Annotated in this window: 17 protein-coding genes; 3 read left to right on the top strand and 14 right to left on the bottom strand. The window is 40.2% G+C overall.

Features of this window, described 5'->3' with window-relative positions:
* Window positions 1-2: 2 nt before the first annotated feature.
* Together ispA and dxs are read left to right on the top strand one after the other, a co-directional pair.
* Window positions 3-890: a (2E,6E)-farnesyl diphosphate synthase gene (gene ispA, locus GQR52_RS02400; protein WP_007587115.1), complete on the top strand. Its 888-nt coding sequence runs from the start codon at window positions 3-5 to the stop codon at window positions 888-890.
* A 105-nt stretch (window positions 891-995) separates the two neighbouring features.
* Window positions 996-2858: a 1-deoxy-D-xylulose-5-phosphate synthase gene (gene dxs, locus GQR52_RS02395; RefSeq protein ID WP_007587116.1), complete on the top strand. Its 1863-nt coding sequence runs from the start codon at window positions 996-998 to the stop codon at window positions 2856-2858.
* A 73-nt stretch (window positions 2859-2931) separates the two neighbouring features.
* Here the strand turns inward: dxs and GQR52_RS02390 are convergent, their stop codons facing one another.
* The 14 genes from GQR52_RS02390 to GQR52_RS02325 form a co-directional block, all read right to left on the bottom strand.
* Window positions 2932-6018, bottom strand: a complete 3087-nt coding sequence (locus GQR52_RS02390; protein WP_024589765.1) for a ligand-binding sensor domain-containing diguanylate cyclase — start codon at window positions 6016-6018, stop codon at window positions 2932-2934.
* A 38-nt stretch (window positions 6019-6056) separates the two neighbouring features.
* Window positions 6057-6542 (bottom strand): phosphatidylglycerophosphatase A, encoded by a 486-nt coding sequence (locus GQR52_RS02385; RefSeq protein WP_007587120.1) that lies wholly within the window; start codon window positions 6540-6542, stop codon window positions 6057-6059.
* Entirely contained in the window at window positions 6539-7513 is a 975-nt protein-coding gene (gene thiL, locus GQR52_RS02380) for a thiamine-phosphate kinase (protein ID WP_165727310.1), read from the bottom strand. Before thiL ends, GQR52_RS02385 begins: the two co-directional genes overlap by 4 nt.
* A gap of 45 nt (window positions 7514-7558) precedes the next feature.
* Entirely contained in the window at window positions 7559-7969 is a 411-nt protein-coding gene (gene nusB, locus GQR52_RS02375; protein WP_024599862.1) for a transcription antitermination factor NusB, read from the bottom strand.
* Window positions 7970-7984: 15 nt separating this feature from the next.
* Window positions 7985-8449: a 6,7-dimethyl-8-ribityllumazine synthase gene (gene ribE / locus GQR52_RS02370; RefSeq protein ID WP_002961753.1), complete on the bottom strand. Its 465-nt coding sequence runs from the start codon at window positions 8447-8449 to the stop codon at window positions 7985-7987.
* A gap of 100 nt (window positions 8450-8549) precedes the next feature.
* On the bottom strand, window positions 8550-9662 hold the full coding sequence (gene ribBA / locus GQR52_RS02365; protein WP_165727309.1) for a bifunctional 3,4-dihydroxy-2-butanone-4-phosphate synthase/GTP cyclohydrolase II: 1113 nt from the start codon (window positions 9660-9662) through the stop codon (window positions 8550-8552).
* 29 nt (window positions 9663-9691) lie between these two features.
* Window positions 9692-10345 (bottom strand): riboflavin synthase, encoded by a 654-nt coding sequence (locus GQR52_RS02360; RefSeq protein ID WP_165727308.1) that lies wholly within the window; start codon window positions 10343-10345, stop codon window positions 9692-9694.
* Between the two features lie 27 nt (window positions 10346-10372).
* Window positions 10373-11497 carry a bifunctional diaminohydroxyphosphoribosylaminopyrimidine deaminase/5-amino-6-(5-phosphoribosylamino)uracil reductase RibD gene (gene ribD / locus GQR52_RS02355; protein WP_165727307.1) on the bottom strand — a complete coding sequence of 375 codons (1125 nt, stop codon included), beginning with the start codon at window positions 11495-11497 and terminating at the stop codon, window positions 10373-10375.
* 2 nt (window positions 11498-11499) lie between these two features.
* The gene (gene nrdR, locus GQR52_RS02350) at window positions 11500-11949 is read right to left on the bottom strand and encodes a transcriptional regulator NrdR (RefSeq protein ID WP_006794272.1); all 450 of its coding nucleotides are present in this window, start codon (window positions 11947-11949) and stop codon (window positions 11500-11502) included.
* Window positions 11950-12053: 104 nt separating this feature from the next.
* Window positions 12054-13310 carry a serine hydroxymethyltransferase gene (glyA, locus tag GQR52_RS02345; RefSeq protein WP_165727306.1) on the bottom strand — a complete coding sequence of 419 codons (1257 nt, stop codon included), beginning with the start codon at window positions 13308-13310 and terminating at the stop codon, window positions 12054-12056.
* 269 nt (window positions 13311-13579) lie between these two features.
* Window positions 13580-14863: a threonine synthase gene (gene thrC / locus GQR52_RS02340; RefSeq protein WP_165727305.1), complete on the bottom strand. Its 1284-nt coding sequence runs from the start codon at window positions 14861-14863 to the stop codon at window positions 13580-13582.
* A gap of 11 nt (window positions 14864-14874) precedes the next feature.
* Window positions 14875-15810: a homoserine kinase gene (thrB, locus tag GQR52_RS02335; RefSeq protein WP_165725716.1), complete on the bottom strand. Its 936-nt coding sequence runs from the start codon at window positions 15808-15810 to the stop codon at window positions 14875-14877.
* Window positions 15811-15819: 9 nt separating this feature from the next.
* A complete protein-coding gene (gene thrA, locus GQR52_RS02330; RefSeq protein WP_165722047.1) occupies window positions 15820-18237 on the bottom strand; it encodes a bifunctional aspartate kinase/homoserine dehydrogenase I in 2418 nt (805 codons plus the stop codon).
* Between the two features lie 228 nt (window positions 18238-18465).
* Window positions 18466-18834, bottom strand: a complete 369-nt coding sequence (locus GQR52_RS02325; RefSeq protein ID WP_024589756.1) for a response regulator — start codon at window positions 18832-18834, stop codon at window positions 18466-18468.
* 366 nt (window positions 18835-19200) lie between these two features.
* Between GQR52_RS02325 and GQR52_RS02320 the strand changes: the two genes are divergently transcribed.
* Window positions 19201-20970, top strand: coding sequence for an ATP-binding protein (locus GQR52_RS02320; RefSeq protein ID WP_024593692.1), 1770 nt, complete (start codon window positions 19201-19203; stop codon window positions 20968-20970).
* The last annotated feature ends 33 nt before the right edge of the window (window positions 20971-21003 follow it).

Below are 21003 nucleotides of genomic sequence, written 5' to 3'. Positions count from 1 at the left end.
CTGTGAGCATAAAAAATCATATTGAACGTGCTCAAAAAGATGTAGTAGCGACCTTACAGCAGCATTTTAATCAGCCTCTCGATACAGAAGAAACGGTAAAGAACGCCACCCAGTATGGATTATTTAATGGCGGTAAAAGATTACGTCCATTTTTAGTTTATGCCACAGGTAAAATGCTCGGCGCAAACCATCAAGACTTAAACGTACTTGCTGCTGCAATTGAGTGCATTCATAGCTATTCGTTAGTCCATGATGACTTACCAGCAATGGATGATGACGACTTACGCCGCGGACGCCCTACTTGTCATATAGAGTTTGGCGAGGCAAATGCAATTTTAGCCGGTGATGCTCTTCAAACTCTTGCTTTTGAGCTTATTGCGAATCACAAATTTGAATGCTCATCACAAACACAAGTAAAAATGATTGCTACACTTGCCCACGCATCAGGCCTTCAGGGTATGGTTGGCGGACAAGGCCTTGATATAGCAGCAACAGATAAAGTAATTACCGTACAAGAGCTTGAGCGAATACATAAGCTAAAAACCGGGGCTCTAATTAATTGCGCAATTACACTTGGTGCACTGTGCAGTGAAAAGGCTGATCAACAAACCTTAGAAAATTTAAGTGTTTTTGGGTATGCTATAGGGCTAGCATTTCAAGTACACGACGACATTTTAGATGTTGAAGGCGATACAGTTATTTTAGGAAAGCCACAAGGCTCCGATATTGCCGCGAATAAAGCGACATATCCGGCGTTATTAGGTATGCTAGGCGCTAAAGAAAAGGCGCAGAATTTAATACAACAAGCCCATGAAGCGTTAGCAAATATAGATGCTGACACAACACTTCTTGCGTCGCTAGCAAATTACCTAATTGAGCGTGACCACTAATTTTTGCTCATACGTATTGCAATTAGCACTGACATTATTACTCAACATTAATTATTCGTAAAAGCTTTGGATTAATTAATGTTAGCGAAGGATATATATAAAACCATGACACTTGATAGTAGCAAGTATCCATTACTTAATTTGGTTGACGAGCCAGCCCAATTGCGTGACTTAGCGCAAGACAAACTCCCTGCATTTAGCAATGAGCTGCGCGATTATTTACTCAACTCAGTATCGCAAAGTAGCGGTCATCTAGCGTCTGGTTTAGGGACGGTTGAACTAACCGTTGCGCTGCATTATGTTTATAACACTCCAGACGATCGCCTAGTTTGGGACGTGGGTCATCAAGCTTATCCGCATAAAATCCTTACTGGTCGTCGCGAGCAAATGCACACTATTCGTCAAAAAGACGGTTTACACCCTTTTCCTTTTCGCGATGAAAGTCAATACGATACGTTTAGCGTAGGCCATTCAAGCACGTCTATTTCAGCTGCTTTAGGCATGTCTATTGCCGCACAAAAAGAAGGTAAAGGTCGAAAGTCTGTTGCCATTATTGGCGACGGGGCTATAACCGCAGGCATGGCATTTGAAGCGATGAATCATTTAGGTGATGTAAAATCAGACATGCTTATTATTTTAAATGATAACGAAATGTCGATTTCTGAAAATGTTGGCGCATTAACAAATCACTTTGCCCGTATTTTATCGGGTAGCTTTTATACTAACATTCGTGAAGGTAGTAAAAAGTTACTCTCAGGTGTACCTCCTGTAAAGCAACTTGCCAGTAAAATGGAAGAGCACATTAAAGGCATGATGATCCCGGGTACCTTCTTTGAAGAATTAGGCCTAAATTATATTGGTCCAATTGATGGTCACGATGTAAACATGCTTGTTGATACGCTACGTAATATGCGTAATTTAAAAGGCCCACAGCTTCTACATATAAAAACACAAAAAGGTAAGGGCTATAAACCAGCTGAAGCCGATCCTATTGGCTACCATGGTGTACCAAAATTCGATCCGAGCACAACTAGTCTGCCTAAATCTAAACCTAGTGCTGCTACTTTTTCAAAAGTATTCGGTGATTGGTTATGCGATATGGCCGAGCAAGATAGCAAGTTAATGGCTATCACGCCTGCAATGCGCGAAGGCTCAGGCATGGTACGCTTTTCTAAAGAACATCCAGATCAATACTTTGATGTCGCCATTGCTGAGCAACATGCTGTTACTTTAGCTGCTGGTTTTGCCTGTGAAGGTTTAAAACCTGTTGTTGCTATTTACTCAAGCTTTTTACAACGTGCGTATGACCAATTAATACATGATGTTGCACTGCAAAACTTACCTGTATTATTTGCCATTGACCGCGCTGGTATTGTTGGAGCCGATGGTGAAACTCACCAAGGTGCGTACGATTTAAGCTTTATGCGCTGCATTCCAAATATGGTAATTATGGCACCAAGCGATACCAACGAATGCCGCCAAATGCTATACACCGGTTATAAAGCAAACTGCCCTGTTGCAGTTCGTTATCCTCGAGGTAGTGCAGGTACTGCAGACATTGAAAGCACTATGCAACTGCTTGAAATAGGTAAGGCAGATACAATTAAGAAAGGCAGTAAAATTGCCATTTTATCGTTCGGTACATTACTTGAAAATGCACAGCTTGCTGCAGATGAATTAGATGCAACGCTTGTTAATATGCGTTTTATTAAACCACTTGATACCGCACTTTTAAATGAGCTTGCAACTAGCCACGATGTAATTGTTACGCTTGAAGATAATGCGATTGCTGGCGGTGCCGGCTCTGCAGTTAACGAATTCTTAGCAACGCAAAAAGCTGATATTAATATCCTTAACTTAGGTATTCCTGATGAGTTTATTAAACACGGCACCCAAGATGAAATGCACGATGAAATGGGATTAGGCGAGCAAGGAATATTAACCGCTATTAAAGCGTTTATTAATTAACTTCCTATACATCTAAAGTTGAGCATATTAAAAAAGGAGCCTAGGCTCCTTTTTTAATATCAAATATTGCTGATCAGCGCATCCACACTTTAATATCAGCTAGGCCATTGCTTTGTAAAATACCTAATTGTTGATCAACGTTAGAATTTTGTTCAAACTCAAATGCATCAAGCTGATCATCAAACGTAATATTTGCAACACCATCACCACCGCGCTTTTTAACTTGGTGCAATGAAATATCAGCTAGGTTAATAGATGTTTCCCAGCTAATTACCTGCCCACCCAAAAGTGGTAATGGATAAAATGACCAACCAATTGATGCCGTGATATTAGTTGTTTTTCCATTTGGTAATTGGAATAAATTAGCCGCTATTACTTTACAAAGATCTGAAGCATAGCTGTCTATTTTATTGCATTTAAAATCACGTAATAATAGTAAAAACTCATCACCACTCCAACGTGCCACATAGTCAGAGCCCTGCGTACGCGAATTTAATAATGCAGCCATTTGCTGTAAGCAGCTATCACCTGCAATTGGGCCATAGGCATCATTGATACGGCTGAAATTATCAAAGTTAATAATTACCAGCACCAATGACTTGCCTTGTGCCTGCAGCGATTGCGAATTACGTTGAAAGTGTTCAATATCTTTTGGAAGTTGATCAAACAAAAAGCGGCGGCTACGCAGCCCCGTTAGCTCATCTGAGTGACTAACTAATTTAAGCTGTGAATTCACTTGCCCTAATTTATCATTAGCTTGACGAAGCTCTAAGGTACGCTCGGTGATCAAGCCCTCTAATGCTTCTTGTTTTCTACGCTCTTGCGCTCTAAATACCCAAAAAATGAGATAAAAAAGCAAAATAAAGCCACTGGTAATTAAAAGCCTAAAGTAAATAGTTTCGTCAAAGCGCTCAGGCACTACAAAACCGTATTCTACTTCTTGCGCTTTAGTCCAGTCTTCACCTTGGCGCTTCGCTTCTAATTGAAACAAAAACGAGCCTGGAGGCAAGTTAGTATAAATAGCTTCACGTCGCGTATTAGCATAGCGCCAGTCACTATCTAAGCCACTTAGTTTATATCTAAATTCAATACTGTTTGGTGCATAATAATCAATAGCTGTGTAAGTTAGCGTTATATCACGCTCGTCTGTTTCTAATGATGGTTTTTTACCAAGCGCAGCGGTGGTTAAATGACGAAGTGGTGTTGTTATTGTTTCTATTGTTGGCTTTAATGCAAGCACACCAAATAGCTCTACATTTTTAGGTATTTCAACAACACCTTGTAAGCTTGGGTACCAAATAGAATTACCGGTGTCTGCTACCGCATCATGCCCAAGTCCACTACAACATTGATTCGCTTTACCATCGAGTTGACGGTCAAAAGATGAAATTACTTCTTCAACTTTTAGGCTTTTTATCTCTGTCTTAAATTGCTCTACAGGCATTCTGTAAACACCTTTCATGGTGCTTACCCAAACATGCTTTAATTTTTCATCATATTCTAGGCTAAATATAGAACCATACGGTAAACCATTAGCTGCATCGAGTTGACGCCATTGCCCTTGCGTACTTCTGTAAAAAAGCCCGTCGTTAAGAGAGCCGATTAAAATACCCACACCATCTATATGGAGCACGCTAGTTACGTATGCGCTTTCAAGTGTTGTTTGGTCACCAATTTTTTCAATGCCACGGTCTGTAAAGTAATATGCGCCTTTACTAGTACCAATCACACCAAAGTTTGTTTTATCCAATACGTAGGTAATAAACTTACTACCTAAAAAAGCGTTATATGCAAAAGGCGTTAAACCAGCATAATTTAATCGATATAAACCGCGTCCGGTACCAATCCAAAAACCGCCTTTACTAGAGCGACTTATTGCAAATACCGGGTTATCGCGAAGCGCTCGACCAGGGACGGTATAAAGTGTCTTGTTTTCAAAAACAAATAAGCCGCGCCCCGTGGCTATATATAATCGCTCACCATCGAATTGTAGATCGTGTACTGACGCGTATCCATATTTACTACTTGGAACTAAATTAATAAAACTTTTATCTAAATCGAAATAACCAATGCCGCTTTTGTTAGCAACCCACAGTTTTCCATCTGGAGCTTGGCTAATAGCCATAACAGACTCGGTCATATCTGAAACTGCTGAATGCCTTTCTACCCGCCCTTCATGGGCAAGCCATAAGCCTTCACTAAAACTTGCTAACCAAACGTTATTTTTATCATCTCTAAAAATATCAGCAAACCATATGCTTTGATCAAGTTGGCTTGGTTCTACCCATTGCCACTCACCGGTTTTATCTCTAAATAATAAACGTCCATAAGTCGAAACCCATAAGCCACCATCGGTATCACTCATAAACTTATAAACGGCTGAGTTATTTGCATTTGGTAAAGGAAAAGGTCTTAGTTCGTCATCTAAATCTAAAAAGTATGCACCTAGCTCAGAGGCTATATACAAATTACCGTTTAAGAATGATAAATCGTGCACTATGGTTTGCGCTAAGCGCTCTGGTAACGATATTTTAGCGGTAAGCTCTAAACGTAGTTTAGAGAAATCTGATGAGTTTTTAGTAAGGCGTAATAAATGACGATCATTAACTAGCCAAATACCTTCTGGAGAGAGTGCCATTTGGCTAACAGAGCCAACAATTTGGGTAATTACGGTAGCATTAACAATAGGTAGGGGGCCATTTACTTGAGTGCGTAAATCAACTTGCCCTCTATCTACATAGTATAAACCATTAGCCGCAATCCATATGCTGCCTTTGGAGTCCTCAAGAATATCTCTTACTGGACCTTTAATATTAAACTCTTGTGCTGCAAATGTGGCAGGATTAATAACTACCAAGCCACTTTTAGTACCTACCCATAATAAGCCACTAGAATCGACTAAAAGTTTATTAATACCATTACTAGGCAAGAACGGGCTATTTTGCGTGTTGTAGTTTGTAAATGTTGTGCCATCAAAACGGCTTAAGCCAAACTGAGTACCAAGCCACATATAGCCTTGCTGGTCTTGTACTACGCTTTTAAGTGATTGCGAAGGTAGACCATCTTTTATATTCCATTGCTTAACTACGTAATCACTAATTGAAGCCCAACTTGGTGTCGCGCACAACATCAGTACACAAACCAGTAAAAATCGCATCATATTGCTGCCACCTAGTTAAACAAATCAAATATAAAAAATTAAAAGGGTAGTAAACCCACTTTTATTAGCGCCTGTAAGCATATAAGCGAAAAAACGCCCGCAAGTATATCATCGGCCATAATACCTAAACCACCATGTACTCGTTTGTCTAGCATACGGATTGGGCCAGGTTTTGCTATATCAAAAAAGCGAAATAACAAAAAACCAACGAGTAATGTTTGCCAGCTAAGTGCTGCACCAATCATTGTAATGTAATAACCTGCCACTTCATCCCATACAATAGCAGGATGGTCGTGCACGCCTAAATCATCAGCCGTTTTACCGCAGGCCCATATACCAAATATACTGATCACTACGGCAAACACAATTTGCAACCATAGCGGATAATACATAGTCATAAAAATGAATGGCAGTGCAGCAAAAGTGCCAAATGTACCAGGCGCTTTAGGCGCAAGCCCAGTACCAAAACCCAAACCAAAAAACTGATGTGGGCGCTTTAAATTAAACTTTCGGTTTTTGTTCAAACCAGCTCCTTTGCAAAATGCTCAAAACCTTGCTGCTTAAAATCAAACTTTTCACCGTTGTGTAAAAGTTCAATTTGACCATCGCCACTTTTAATTTGACCTATGCATGTTGCATCTACACCATACTGGCGTAGTTTTATATCTAGCATACTTTTATTACTATCAGGTACAGTAAAAATTAATTCGTAATCATCACCGTAACTAAGAATAAATGGAAGCTGCTGATTAAAATCAAGGCTTGCTTGCATTGCATCTGAAGTCGGAATACTTTCAATATTCACAACTGCATTTACTTGCGACATATCAAGTATATGGCTTAAATCAGCGATTAAACCATCAGACACATCAATAGCCGATGATGCAAGGCCTCGTAACACCTGCCCTGCAGCAACTCGTGGTGTTGGAAAGTCAAAGCGTTTATTTAAGTACTTTAAATGCTCTGGCTCAATACTTATATCTTGTTTTCGAGACTCAATTGCAAGTCCAGCGTCACCAAGCGGACCCGTAACATAAATCCAATCACCCACTTTTGCGCCACTACGACGAAGTGCAGTACCTTCGGGAACAGTCCCTTTTGCACAAATAGTGATGGTTAATGGACCCTGAGTAGTATCGCCACCTATAATCTGCACATTAAAGTATTCTGCAATTTCATGCATGCCTTCAGTAAACTCTTCAATCCACTGTGGGTCAATACTTGGCAAGGTTAACGCAACTGAAACCCATGTTGGCTCAGCGCCCATTGCCGCTAAATCACTTAAATTAACAGCAAGCGCTCTGTGACCTAATGCACGAGGGGAAATATCATCAAAAAAGTGTACGCCAGCAACAAGAGTGTCTGTTGTAACGGCAAGTTGGCAGTTTTGTGGAACAGTTACTAAAGCGCAATCATCCCCTATACCTAGGTTTACATCACGGCGGGTGATCCCGCGACCTTTAAAGTAGCGGTTAATTAATTCAAATTCCTTCATACACAAAAAAGCCGGCCTATGCCGGCTCCCCTCTTTAACGGTTACTTACTTGCGTAAATGCTTAACAGCTTTATCAAGTACACCGTTTACAAATTTATGGCTGTCTTCAGCGCCAAATATTTTGGCCAGCTCAATACCTTCGTTGATAGCAACTTTATAAGGTACATCGTCGCGGAACTTAAGTTCATAGCTGCTTAAACGTAAAATTGCGCGCTCAACCATATCTAAGTCATTAAACGGACGTGTTAAATGTGGCGATACAGCTTCATCTAGTTGCTTGTAATTTACAGCAACACCTGTCGCTAGGTCTTTAAAGTATTCAACATCAATTTTAGTAACGTCTGTTTCGATCAACATTTGTTGTTCGATATCGGCAATTAAATTGCCACTTATTTGCCAAGAATAAACGGCTTGGAGTGCTAAGATACGTGCTTTACGTCTTGCTGCTGGTTTCACAAAAATTCCTTAAACTTAAATTTTATCTAACACATTAACCATTTCAAGCGCGCCTAAAGCAGCTTCGCCGCCTTTATTGCCCATTTTGGTGCCAGCACGCTCAATTGCTTGTTCAATGCTTTCTGTGGTTAATACGCCAAATGCAACCGGGATATCATACTCAAGTGATACTTGCGCAAGACCTTTGTTTGATTCGCCAGCAACTAGGTCAAAGTGTGGTGTACCACCTCTGATCACTACGCCTAATGCGATGATTGCATCATACTCTTTTTTTGCCGCAACGCGTTTAGCCGCTAAAGGTAATTCTACCGCGCCTGGTACATAAATAACGGTAATGTCGTCATCAGATACGCCGCCAGTGCGTTTTAGCTCATCAACAGCACCTGCAAGGAGGCTGCTGCCAATAAAGTCATTAAAACGAGAAATGACAATGGCAAATTTCTTACCTGGAGCGTACTTATTACCTTCAATAATTTTCATTTGATAACCCTAAAAATAAGTTCAAGCGGTTGCGATTGCGCAAAAATTGCTGCGCATCATACCATAAAAATAAAATAATAGCCTAGTTTAAGCGTGATGCTTATTGTGGCTCAATGTAATCAACAACTTCTAAATGAAAGCCCGAAAGTGCATGATACTTTTTAGGACGACTCATTAAACGCATCTGTTTAATTCCCAGATCTGCAAGTATTTGCGAACCTACGCCAACAGTACGAGATGTACCTTTGAATTTACGTGGCGTAACGCTTTCGCCCGCATCAGCTGCTGCAAATGCTTTTACAGTTGCCTCTAACTCTTCAGTGCTTTCTTGCTTACCTAAAATAACTAAAGCACCTTCATTTTTAGCAATATAAGCCATTGCCTCAGAAAGGCCCCAGCTGCGGTCAGCACTTCTGTCTGAAAGTAGGATATCGTTAAAAGTGCTTTGCAAATGTACACGTACATTTGTCGGTTCTTGCTCTTTTATGTCGCCATTAAGCAATACGTAATGTAATTGGCCGTCAATTGTGTCTTTATAAGTCACTAAATCAAACTCACCGTGAACAGTAGGCAACTTACATTTTGCAACTTGCTCAATTGTCGTTTCATTTAAGTTACGGTATTCAATTAAATCAGCAATAGTACCAATTTTAATATCGTGCTCTTTCGCAAACACTTCTAAATCAGGGCGACGCGCCATGGTGCCGTCAGCATTGAGTATTTCAACAATAACTGATGATGCTTCAAGCCCAGCTAAACGTGCTAAATCACAGCCAGCTTCAGTGTGTCCTGCGCGAGTTAATACGCCGCCAGGTTGTGCCATGATAGGAAAAATATGACCAGGCTGAACAATATCAGTTGGCACTGCGCCTTTTGCTATAGCCGCTTGCACTGTGCGCGCTCTATCAGCAGCAGAAATACCGGTTGTAACACCTTTAGATGCTTCTATCGACATTGTAAAGTTAGTCGAAAATGCAGCACCATTGTTTTTAACCATTAACGGTAAATCAAGTTGCTCGCAACGATCTTGCGTCATAGTTAAACAAATTAAACCACGGCCATGAGTCGCCATGAAGTTAATCGCTTGTGCGCTAATATGCTCAGCAGCTATTATTAAATCGCCTTCATTTTCTCTATCTTCATCATCCATTAAAATAACCATTTTACCGGCTTTAATATCATCGATGATTTCTTGTGCGCTGTGTAAATTCATAAATTTGCTCGTGTAAGTTATCAGTTTCGTTATTTAATAAAACCCGCTTTTGCGAGTAAGCTCATCGAAATATCAGAGCCCGTTGGTTGCTCTGCACCTTTTATAAGGCGCTCTAAATAACGTGCAATTTGATCGACTTCTAAATTAACTTGAGTACCTACTTTAAAATGAGCAATTGTAGTCTGCTCACTCGTGTGTGGGACAATTGTTAATTTGAATTTATTGCCCTCTACAGCGTTTACTGTCAGGCTTATACCATCAATACATACCGAACCTTTGTACGGAATGTATTTCATTAAATTTTCGTCGGTTGTAAGCCAATATTCTGTTGCTCTAGCGTTTGCTGTAATACTTGTGATAGTCGCAATGCCATCAACATGGCCAGATACTAAATGACCGCCCAAACGCGAAACCGGTTGCATGGCTTTTTCAAGATTAACCGTTTGCCCTAAAGCATAGTGAGCAAAACCGGTTAAACCAATCGTCTCGTTAGATAAATCAGCACTAAAACCGTCAATATGTTTATCAACTACGGTTAAGCAAACGCCATTGGTTGCAATGCTGTCGCCTAGCTTTACATCTTTCATATCAAGATCAGCACTTTGAATGCGAATAGCTAAGTCGCCTTGTTTTTTTTGTAATAAAGCAATTTTGCCTGTGGCTTCTATTATTCCAGTAAACATAGCGCTACTCTTTTTTATTAAGTGGTTTTAATGAGCTTTTAACGCGGTGATACGTAAATCGTCACCAATGCGCGCACATTCATTAAATGTTAAATTAACGGTGTTTTGCATACTCGTCAATTCAGGAAAATTAACTAAACTTTTTGCATCATGGCCCATTAATTTAGGCGCCAAATAAAAAACAAACTCGTCAACTAAATCAAGCTCTGTCATTTTACCAGCAAGTGTTGCTCCGCTCTCAAGCCAAACATTATTAAACTGCAGTTGCCCAAGCTTTTCTAAAACAGCCTGTAAATCAACTTTACCGTTACTTTCACTTACTTCAATATGCTTTACAAAATGCGGCCATTGCAGGGATTTATCAACCTTAGTCGTAAATATAATTACATCACTTTGGATTTTAAATAAAGCAAGGTCAGGTGTTAAGCGATTTTGAGAGTCAATTATAACACGCACGGGCTGGCGAAGCGGTAAATCGGTAGGTAACGTGCAAGGCAACTCGCTTAGTCGCACATTAAGTTTAGCATCGTCTACTAACACGGTATCGGCACCGGTTAAAATAGCGCAGCTTTGCGCTCGGTATAACTGTACATCTTGGCGAGCTGCGGAACTTGTGATCCACTTACTTTGCCCATTTTTAAGCGCTGTTTTACCATCTATGCTTGCTGCCATTTTACAGGTCACATAAGGTAAGCCTTGTTCCATTCGCTTAAAAAAGCCAACGTTAAGTGCGCGAGCTTGTGATTCAAGTAATCCATAAGCAACGTCAATACCGGCGTCGCTCAGTATTTTAAGGCCTTTGCCTGCAACTTGTGGATTTGTATCAACCATAGCAGCAATTACTTTTACTACGCCTGCCTTTTTTAAGCCTTCAGCACACGGTGGCGTACGCCCATAATGACTACAAGGTTCGAGCGTTACATAAGCGGTAGCGCCTTGTGCACTGTTGCCCCCCATAGCTAACGCGTTTACTTCAGCGTGCCCTTGGCCTGCTAATTGATGAAAACCCTCACCAATTATTTGATTGTTTTTAACTAATACACAGCCAACATTAGGATTAGGCGTTGTAGTAAACCGCCCTTTTTTGGCAAGTTCTATGGCGCGTGCCATATACATTTCGTCTTGTTCGGTAAAAATAGTTTGGCTTTGCATTGTTACTCCCCTAAACGGGCAATTTCTTCGCCAAATTCGCGTATGTCTTCAAACGAGCGATAAACAGAAGCAAATCTTACGTACGCAACTTTATCGAGTTTTTTAAGTGCTTCCATAATACATTCGCCCACCAAATGGCTTGAAATTTCTCGCTCACCCGTTGCGCGTAGTTGTGATTTTATTATATTTACAACTTCATCTACTTGCTCTGTACTCACTGGGCGTTTTTCGAGTGCGCGATTTAAGCCATTTAAAAGCTTATCCTCGTTAAACGGTTCCCGGCTGCCATCTTGCTTAACAACGCGAGGCATAACCAGTTCAGCGCCTTCAAATGTAGTAAAGCGCTCGTGGCAATCATTACATTCACGACGTCTGCGAACTTGATGGCCTCCGCCTACAAGGCGTGAGTCAATTACTTTAGTATCTTTTGCGGTACAAAATGGACAATGCATAACTCGGTACTTCCGTTTTAAAACAAAAAAGACCGCTAAATAGCGGCCTTTTATCTTAGCAAAAAACTAAACAGTTGTGATCTAAATTACTACTGCTTATGCAATTAAGCGTATACAGGTAATTTTGCACAAATAGCTTTTACTTTTTCTTTAACTTGCGCCTGTACAGATTCATCAGTGATGTTATCTAGTACGTCACAAATCCAGCCAGCAAGCTCTTTTGACTCTACTTCTGTAAAACCACGACGAGTGATTGCAGGAGAACCAATACGCAAACCAGATGTTACAAATGGTGAGCGTGGATCGTTTGGCACTGAGTTTTTATTAACTGTGATGTTAGCGTTGCCTAGGGCAGCGTCCGCATCTTTACCAGTGATATCTTTATCGATTAAATCAAGTAAAAATAAGTGGTTTTCAGTTTTGTCAGAAACGATTTTGTAGCCACGTTCTTGCATAACTGCAACCATTGCTTTTGCGTTTTTAACAACTTGTGTTTGGTATACTTTAAACTCTGGTTGAAGTGCTTCTTTAAATGCCACTGCTTTTGCTGCAATAACATGACATAAAGGACCGCCTTGGCCACCAGGGAAAACAGCGCTATTAAGCTTTTTGTAAATAGCTTCGTCGCCACATGCAGAAATAATTAAACCACCACGAGGGCCTGCAAGTGTTTTATGCGTAGTTGTTGTTACAACGTGTGCATGAGGAACTGGGCTTGGGTAAACGCCTGCCGCAATTAAGCCGGCAACGTGAGCCATATCAACAAACAGGTAAGCACCTACTTTATCAGCAATTTCACGGAACTTAGCCCAATCAACAATACCTGAGTACGCTGAGAAACCACCAATAATCATTTTTGGTTTATGCTCAAGTGCTAGCGCTTCAACTTGTGCGTAATCAATTTCGCCCGTTGCTTCATCTAGTCCGTATTGAATTGCATTGTAAAGCTTACCAGAGAAGCTTACGTGAGAACCGTGAGTTAAGTGACCACCATGAGCTAAGCTCATACCTAATACAGTATCGCCTGCATCTAACAATGCTAGAAAAACAGCCGCATTTGCTTGCGAACCAGCATGTGGCTGTACGTTAGCATAGTCAGAACCAAATAATTCGTTAGCACGGTCAATTGCTAATTGCTCAACAACATCTACATGCTCACAACCGCCATAATAACGTTTGCCTGGGTAACCTTCTGCGTATTTGTTTGTAAGCTGTGAACCCTGCGCTTCTAGTACGCGTGGGCTACAGTAGTTTTCTGAAGCGATTAGTTCGATATGCTCTTCTTGGCGAGCAGTTTCTTTGGTTATCGCGTCAAATAACTCTGGATCAAAATCCGAAATATTCATGCTACGTTCTAACATTGGGGTCTCCTAGGGCAACGTGTATGGTGTTTTTTAGAGGCTTTATTGTACGCTTTAAACGACTCTTTGCCTACGCTCTTAAGTTGAGGATATTTAAACAGGGATTGAAACTATTTCACAGCTCTTTTAAGATGATATTTTTTTATAAAGCCATAATAATTTTAAATGAATTATATTCACTACATTTAATTAGTAAATATAACTAAGTGTATTCATCCGTATAAAGTTATAAAAAAAGCGGCTCAAGCCGCTTTTCCTTTTAATTTAACTTAGCCTAATTTAGCGAGCATTTCGGTACGTAACTCGTCGTAATCGGCGTTCATATCGCTTGCTAGGCATGGTTTTGCTAGTGCATCAGCAAGTGGTTTTGGCATACCTAATTCAATATTTAGAATACCCTCTACGCTTTCTTTAAACTTAGCAGGATGAGCTGTCGCTAAAAAGATACCCGCTGCACCAGGTGCCCGATTTTCAACAAGACCTTGGTAAGCAATAGCAGTATGAGGCTCCGCAACATAGCCAGTTTGTTGAATTTTTTTCATCACGGCTTGCGTGTCTTGCTCGTTTACGCTTGTTGAATAAAAATTATCGTAGCTAAACCAGTTATTATCTAACATTGTTTGTACACGCGGCCAATTGTTTGGCTTACTTACATCCATCGCATTTGAAAGCGACTCAAGCGTTGCGTTTGGCGTCCAGTTTTTATCAAGCATAAAGCGCGGCACAGTATCATTTTGATTTGTTGTTGCACTTAATTTGCCAACAGGTAAACCAATAACCGCACCAATCATTGCGGCACACACATTACCAAAGTTACCACTAGGTACTGATATATGTGCTGTTGCGCGTTTTTCTTTTGGTAGCTGTGCGATGGCTTCAAAGTAGTAACAAACCTGAGCAACTAAACGGCTAATATTAATTGAATTAGCTGAGTTAAGCCCAAGTGTTGATTTAACTTCTTCATCTAAAAAGGCATTTTTAACTAGCTCTTGGCAATCATCAAAGCTGCCCTCAACTGCGTAACAATGAATATTGTTACCTAGCGTAGTAAATAGCTTTTGCTGAGCAAGTGAAATTTTGCCTTTAGGGTATAAAATAACAACATCGATATTTGGTTTATTGTAAAAAGCATGCGCTACAGCTGCACCGGTATCGCCCGATGTTGCTGTTAAAATAGTTACTTTCTCGTCTTTGTTAAACTGCGTTAAACACTCTGCCATAAAGCGACCACCAAAGTCTTTAAACGCAAGTGTAGGACCATGAAACAACTCTAAGCAGTATGTATTCTCTTCAACTTCCACCAGCTTAACTGGAAAGTTAAATGCATTTTTAACCATTTGTGCCACAGTGTCGCTTGGCAGCTCATCACCAATTAGGTGAGATAATATTTTACCACTGCGTGTAACAAAGTCCATATCAAGCAATGCATCAACATCGGACAGTGGGGCAAGGGATTCAGGGAAAAACACACCTTGATTACGACCCAAACCTGTTTTTACGGCTTCAACGAACGACACTTTTTGTGAGCTATCTTTTAAATTATGTAATTGCATGACTACCTATCCTATAAAACTGTTAATTGACGCGTGCCGTCGTTATCTAATTTACAAATGTGGCAAAAGCCTTGCTCGTTAATGTAATTGGTTTCTAACCACTGCGCGCATTGCTGTGCAGCTTCAAGTGTTTTACACACACTAAATAAGGTTGGTCCTGCGCCCGAAATACTGACTATTTCAGCGCCCAGCGCTGGCAAGCTTGCTTTGGCTTCACTAAAGCCTTTTATAAGCGGTGCGCGGTAAGGTTCTGCTATTTCATCTTTCATTATGCTTAGCGCATCGTCAAAACGATTAGTTAACAGCAAGCTACTAAATGCCGACAAACGCTGAGCAAACTCAACACTTGCATGCATGCTCAACTCTTTTGGTAAAACAGAGCGCGCTTTTGCAGTGTTGAGTGAAAAACCAGGAAACGCAGCAACGTAGTACCAGTTTTCATCAACAGGCAGTGCAATCGATTTATCAGGAATTAAATCACCTGTTAACTGCAAGCCACCTAAATAACATGGCGTGATGTTGTCGTAATGACGACCGCCACTTACTACAGCTTCAAAGTCAGCCATCAGTTCAATAAGCTCAACCTGACTTAAATTAGTTTTTGCAAACTTATCAAGGGCAGCAAAAGTAGCCACGACCGAACATGCACTAGAGCCAAGCCCAGAGCCAATTGGTAAGTTCTTTTTAAGCTCGAGCTTTACGCTTGGCATAGTAGGCGCAACATGCGCTCTAAAATGCACTAAGCACTGGTACGCTAAATTTTCATTAGCATCACTTGGTAACTTGTGAGCGTACTCGCCTGTGCAAATAAATTCGTCGCTTGGTGCTGCGCTTACAACGGCTACATCACCTAACAAACTGCCATCAATTGGCGCAAGCGCTGCGCCAAGTGCATCAAAACCCACTGCAAAATTACCAATAGACGCCGGAGCATATACTTCAATCATAACGAGCTCCTAGCGCGATAACGTTTTTAAAATATCAGCAAATACACCCGCGGCTGTTACTTCCGAGCCGGCGCCATAACCACGAATTACAAACGGACGTGGCTGGTAGTATTGGCTTAAAATAGCCAGTGCGTTTTCACCATCACGAATGACACTAAGCGCATGCTTTGCATCTACCGCTTCAATACCTACTTTACAGTGGCCTTCTTTAATTGTGCCTACATAGCGAAGTACCCTACCCTCGCTCGCAGCGCTTTTGATACGGTCGTTAAAATCAGCATCTAAGCTTGGTAGTTTTGCCATAAACTCATCAACGCTATCACCTTGTGCAAAACCTGGTGGTAATACTGACTCAACTTCAATATCGCTTAGCTCTAATTTCATACCGGCTTCGCGAGCGATGATCAATAACTTACGTGCTACATCGGTACCCGATAAATCATCACGAGGATCTGGCTCAGTAAAGCCACTTTCTTTGGCTTTAATAGTTGCCTCAGAAAGTGATAAACCATCTTGAAGTGCGCCAAACATATACGAAAGTGAACCTGATAAAATACCGCTAAACTCTAATAACTCATCACCGGCACCAAATAATGACTGTAAGTTGTCGATTACTGGTAAGCCTGCACCAACGTTCGTTTCGTATAAAAATTTACGATTATTCTTTTGCGTTGCTGCAATTAAATCTTGGTAATACGTGTATGAGCTTGTTGTTGCTTTTTTATTGGCAGCAACCACATGAAAACCTGCATTTAAAAAGTCTACATACTGCGCAGCAAGTGCATCCGACGACGTACAGTCAACAAGCACAGGGTTTACTAAATGATTTTGCTTAACAAACTGCTCTACTAGTTTTAAATCAAACGCCTGCTCAGATGAGGCCAATTTTTGCTGCCAATCACCAAAAGCAATACCTTCACTATCAAGGTGTAATTGGCGAGAGTTAGCAACACCATACAAGTTGAGTTTAATATTACGTTTTTCAAGCCACGCTTGTTGGCGCTCAAGCTGATTAATAAGCTCTTGCCCTACTAAGCCACAACCTAGTAAAAACACATCAATTGACGGCACATGCGTGAAAAAGTTTTCATGGCATATTTTTACGGCGTCGTTACAAAGTTCGCCATCAATTACTGCTGAAATAGCACTTTCTGTAGAATCCTGTGCAATTGCCACAATATTTACTTGCGCTTGTGCAAGCGATGCAAAAAACTTAGCCGCTAAGCCACGGTGCGCGCGCATGTTGTCGCCCACTAAAGTAACAATGGCTAAATTGCGCTGTACTTGTACAGGCTCAATAAGCCCTGCTTGTAATTCAAGTTCAAATGCAGTTTGTAGCGCATCAAGTGCAAGTGCTAGGTCTGTTTCGTGTACACAAAAGCTAATGCTGAATTCGCATGATGACTGCGTGATCAATACAATTGATACGTTATCGTGAGCAAGCGCGTTAAATACCTTAGACGCCATACCTACTTTGCCTTTCATGCCTGGCCCTGAGACAGTTAGCATTGCAAGGTCTTGTAGGCTCGAAAGCGCTTTTACTGGCTCATCTGATGAATAATCGTTACCAATTAATGAGCCTTGTGCGTCTGGGTTATGCGTATTTTTAATTTCGCACGGCACGCCTGCTTTAGCACACGGTAAAATTGTTTTAGGGTGAAGTACTTTTGCACCAAAATAAGAAAGCTCCATCGCTTCTTTATAAGATAAAAAATCTACTTTAGTCGCTTTTTTAATATAACGAGGATCAGCACTGTATACACCATCAACGTCAGTCCAAATTTGGCAAATCTCAGCTTCTAAACATGCTGCTGCAATGGCTGCTGAGTAATCTGAGCCATTACGGCCAAGCGTTGTAAGCTCACCTTTATCATTACTCGCCGTAAAACCAGGCATGATATAGATAGTTGCAGGGCTTTCTTTAAGCACAGCTTGAAAGCGCGCTTTACTTGTTACTAAATCAGCCTCGGCGTCGATATAACCGCCAGTTGAAGCGATACAGCTTGTTGCTTCTAAGTATCTTGCATCGTGCGAGTTCAATAAAGCCTGCATTAAAGAAACACTAACGCGCTCTCCGAAGCTAATTACAAATGCGCGAACTTGATCAGGGCAACATTGTATAAGTGATACGCCATCTAGTTTATTTTTAAGCTCGCCTAAGTTTGGCCAACTTGTAACTACTACACCACTTTTTTCAACGTCAGCTTTCAAACCTTCACAGCGGCTAACTAATGCTTGCCATTGCTGCGAAAAGTCAGAGCCTTGTTCTGCAGCACTTGCAAGTGCAACTAGCGAATCGGTCATTCCACCTGGAGCAGAAAGTACCAAAAGCATTTCATCTTTTAATTGTGCTTTAACTAGCTGAGCTACCTGTTGTAAGCATGCATAGTCGGCAAGCGAAGACCCACCAAATTTTAAAACTCGCATTGTTTATGTTCCTCATCCCATAAAACGAAAAAAGGCCTGTGTTCTAAGTGAACACAGGCCTTTAAATTTGTTGCACCGACCTATGCCACTATCCAGTAAGAATGATGGTTGTAATAATAATGGTCAGTACGCGATTAATTGTTTTCATATGTTAAGACTGCCTTAACAAAGGCTATGCTGTCAACCCTAAATTAAAAGATAAAACAGCCTTTTTTAACATGAAAAAACCTAATGAATGCCAAATTTATGCAATATTTCGTTTAAGTTAGATTTGTTGATAGGTTTATCGATAAAGTCTATTGCGCCAAGTTGTGCGACTCGTTGCTTCATTTTTTCTTGTATATCGGCAGAAATAACTAAAACAAAGCACTCTATTTTTTCTATTTTTATAGTCTCGAGTACTTGTATACCATCAACTTCGGGCATGGTGAGATCTAAGCACAATAAATCAAAGCTTTGTGCTCGTAAAAGTTCTAGAGCGTGCGCTCCATTTGTAGCTTGTTGTATTTGAGCGTCTATACATTCATTTAAACACCGCACGACTTGTTTACGGGCAACTGCAGAATCGTCACAGACTAATATCGAAAATTTCATCATGTTTACTACTACACAACCATCAAAGTTATTAAAAGGTTATTAAACTAATGCCTTCCATTGCATTTTAGACACTTTAACACGCCTCCAAGCACTCAGCGCATTAATAATTTAATACAATGATAAATATAGAATAAATCCGTTTAAGATATAATTAACCAAAGCAAATACTAATTAAGCCTACAATACATAACAGATAACGAATTTATTAATTTATACCTTGGTTTAAATACTTTGATACTACACGCTCACTTTTTGGATTTATCTTATTAAATTTTAACTTTTTTATTTATTTTTAGAGGTTTATTGACTAACTTTTAAATTACTATCGTAACGTTACAAAAATAATAAAGGATGAACAAGTCACTCATGTTACAAAAAAGTCTTTCTAAGAAGCTACTGACTAGCGTTTTATCCGTCTATTTTTTGCTTACCTTTGTAGTGACCTGTGGACAAGTGCTTGCTGAATACGTCAATACTAAAGACTATATTCGCGATGAACTTAGTACCTTACAAAAAACCTTTAGTCGCAGCTTAACACGTGCAATTTGGGAGCTTAATACCAAGCAAACAATTACAACAGCAGAAGGTTTACTCGCCATCCCCATGATTGAAGGGATTATTGTTCGAGACGACAGCGGCGAAATTATTTCACAGCTAGGGCGCTCTCTTGATATACATAAGCTATATAACCAACAGTTAGTACAAGAAGAGGTTATTTTAGAAGACGCAAAATCGGGTTTATTTGGTTATACCTTTCCACTTATTTTTGAATTTTCAGGTCGTGCTACTCAAGTTGGTGACGTTACCTTATTCTCAAGTCGAGAAGTTGTTTTTAGCCGCATTATGGTATCAATCTACTTTTTGATTGGTAATGCGATGATTAAAACCACCTTTTTGATCATCTTATTTTTAATGGCATTTAGAAAACTTCTTACAGACCCTTTAGCAGAACTCACTGAGCAACTAGAAAATTTAGAACTAGACGAGCTAGAAGGTCAACATATAGAAATAGAAACAGAAGAACATAATGAACTAAAAGTGATGGAGCAGTCATTTAACAAACTAATAGATAAAGTGGTTCAGTATAGAAAAGAGCTTGAACACACCCAAAAAGAACTCATTATAAGTAACGAAAAGCTTGATCAACACAACATACAACTTGAACAAGACGTAGCCCGTAAAACATCCAACTTAAGCCAAGCAATGATGGATTTACAGCAGCAAAAATACGAACTCGAAAAGCAAAAAATTGTCCTCACCGAAGAAGTAGACTTACGCCGCAGCACAGAGCTAGAGTTAATTACAAAGCAAACTGAATCTCAGCGCTATATAGAAGAGTTAAGCCTTGCACAGGAACGTTTACTAGGCACAGAAAAAATGGCTGCGCTAGGCGGACTTGTAGCAGGTATTACACACGATATAAACACCCCTATTGGGATAGGTGTAACGGCAATATCATTTTTACAAGAACGCTTAAATAAACTCGAAAATGCTTATACCGAAAAAACACTTTCGCCAAAAGCACTAGAAGAATTTATTAACGAAGCAAAGCAAAGCACAAGCTTACTAACCACTAACTTAGATAGAGCTTCGGAGCTTATAGCTAGCTTTAAACAAATAGCGGTCGATCAAGCCAGTGAAGCAGTAAGAACCATTAACTTTAAAGATTACACTAACGAAGTAATACGCTCACTGCACCCAAAACTAAAAAAGACATCCCATACTATAAAATTAGAATGTCCTGATGATTTAGTTTTAAATCTCCCTGCAGGGGCTATAAGCCAAATTTTTACTAACCTAATTATGAACTCACTTATTCATGGCTTTGAAGGTAAAAGCAACGGTGTAATGGATATTAAAATAAGCGCTGATGACACTAACTTAACTATTGATTACAAAGATGACGGTAACGGTGTTACTAACGAGCAATTAAAAAAATTATTTGACCCATTTTTTACTACCAAACGCGATGAAGGCGGTAGCGGATTAGGCACCCATATAATGCTTAATTTGGTCAAGCAAACCCTTAGTGGCTCTATTGATGCAACGAGTGAACCGGGCAAAGGTCTGCGTTACTATATTCAATTTCCGAAGAACATGGCTAAGCCACTGCCTATTTTTGATAAATATGAATAAATAAAAGTATATGCATTAAATTTGTTCATATTC

Origin of the sequence: Pseudoalteromonas sp. 31A1 (assembly GCF_011378815.1) — a bacterium.
In the GTDB taxonomy this organism is placed as follows: domain Bacteria; phylum Pseudomonadota; class Gammaproteobacteria; order Enterobacterales; family Alteromonadaceae; genus Pseudoalteromonas; species Pseudoalteromonas arctica.
This window is presented reverse-complemented; position numbering and strand designations above follow the sequence as displayed.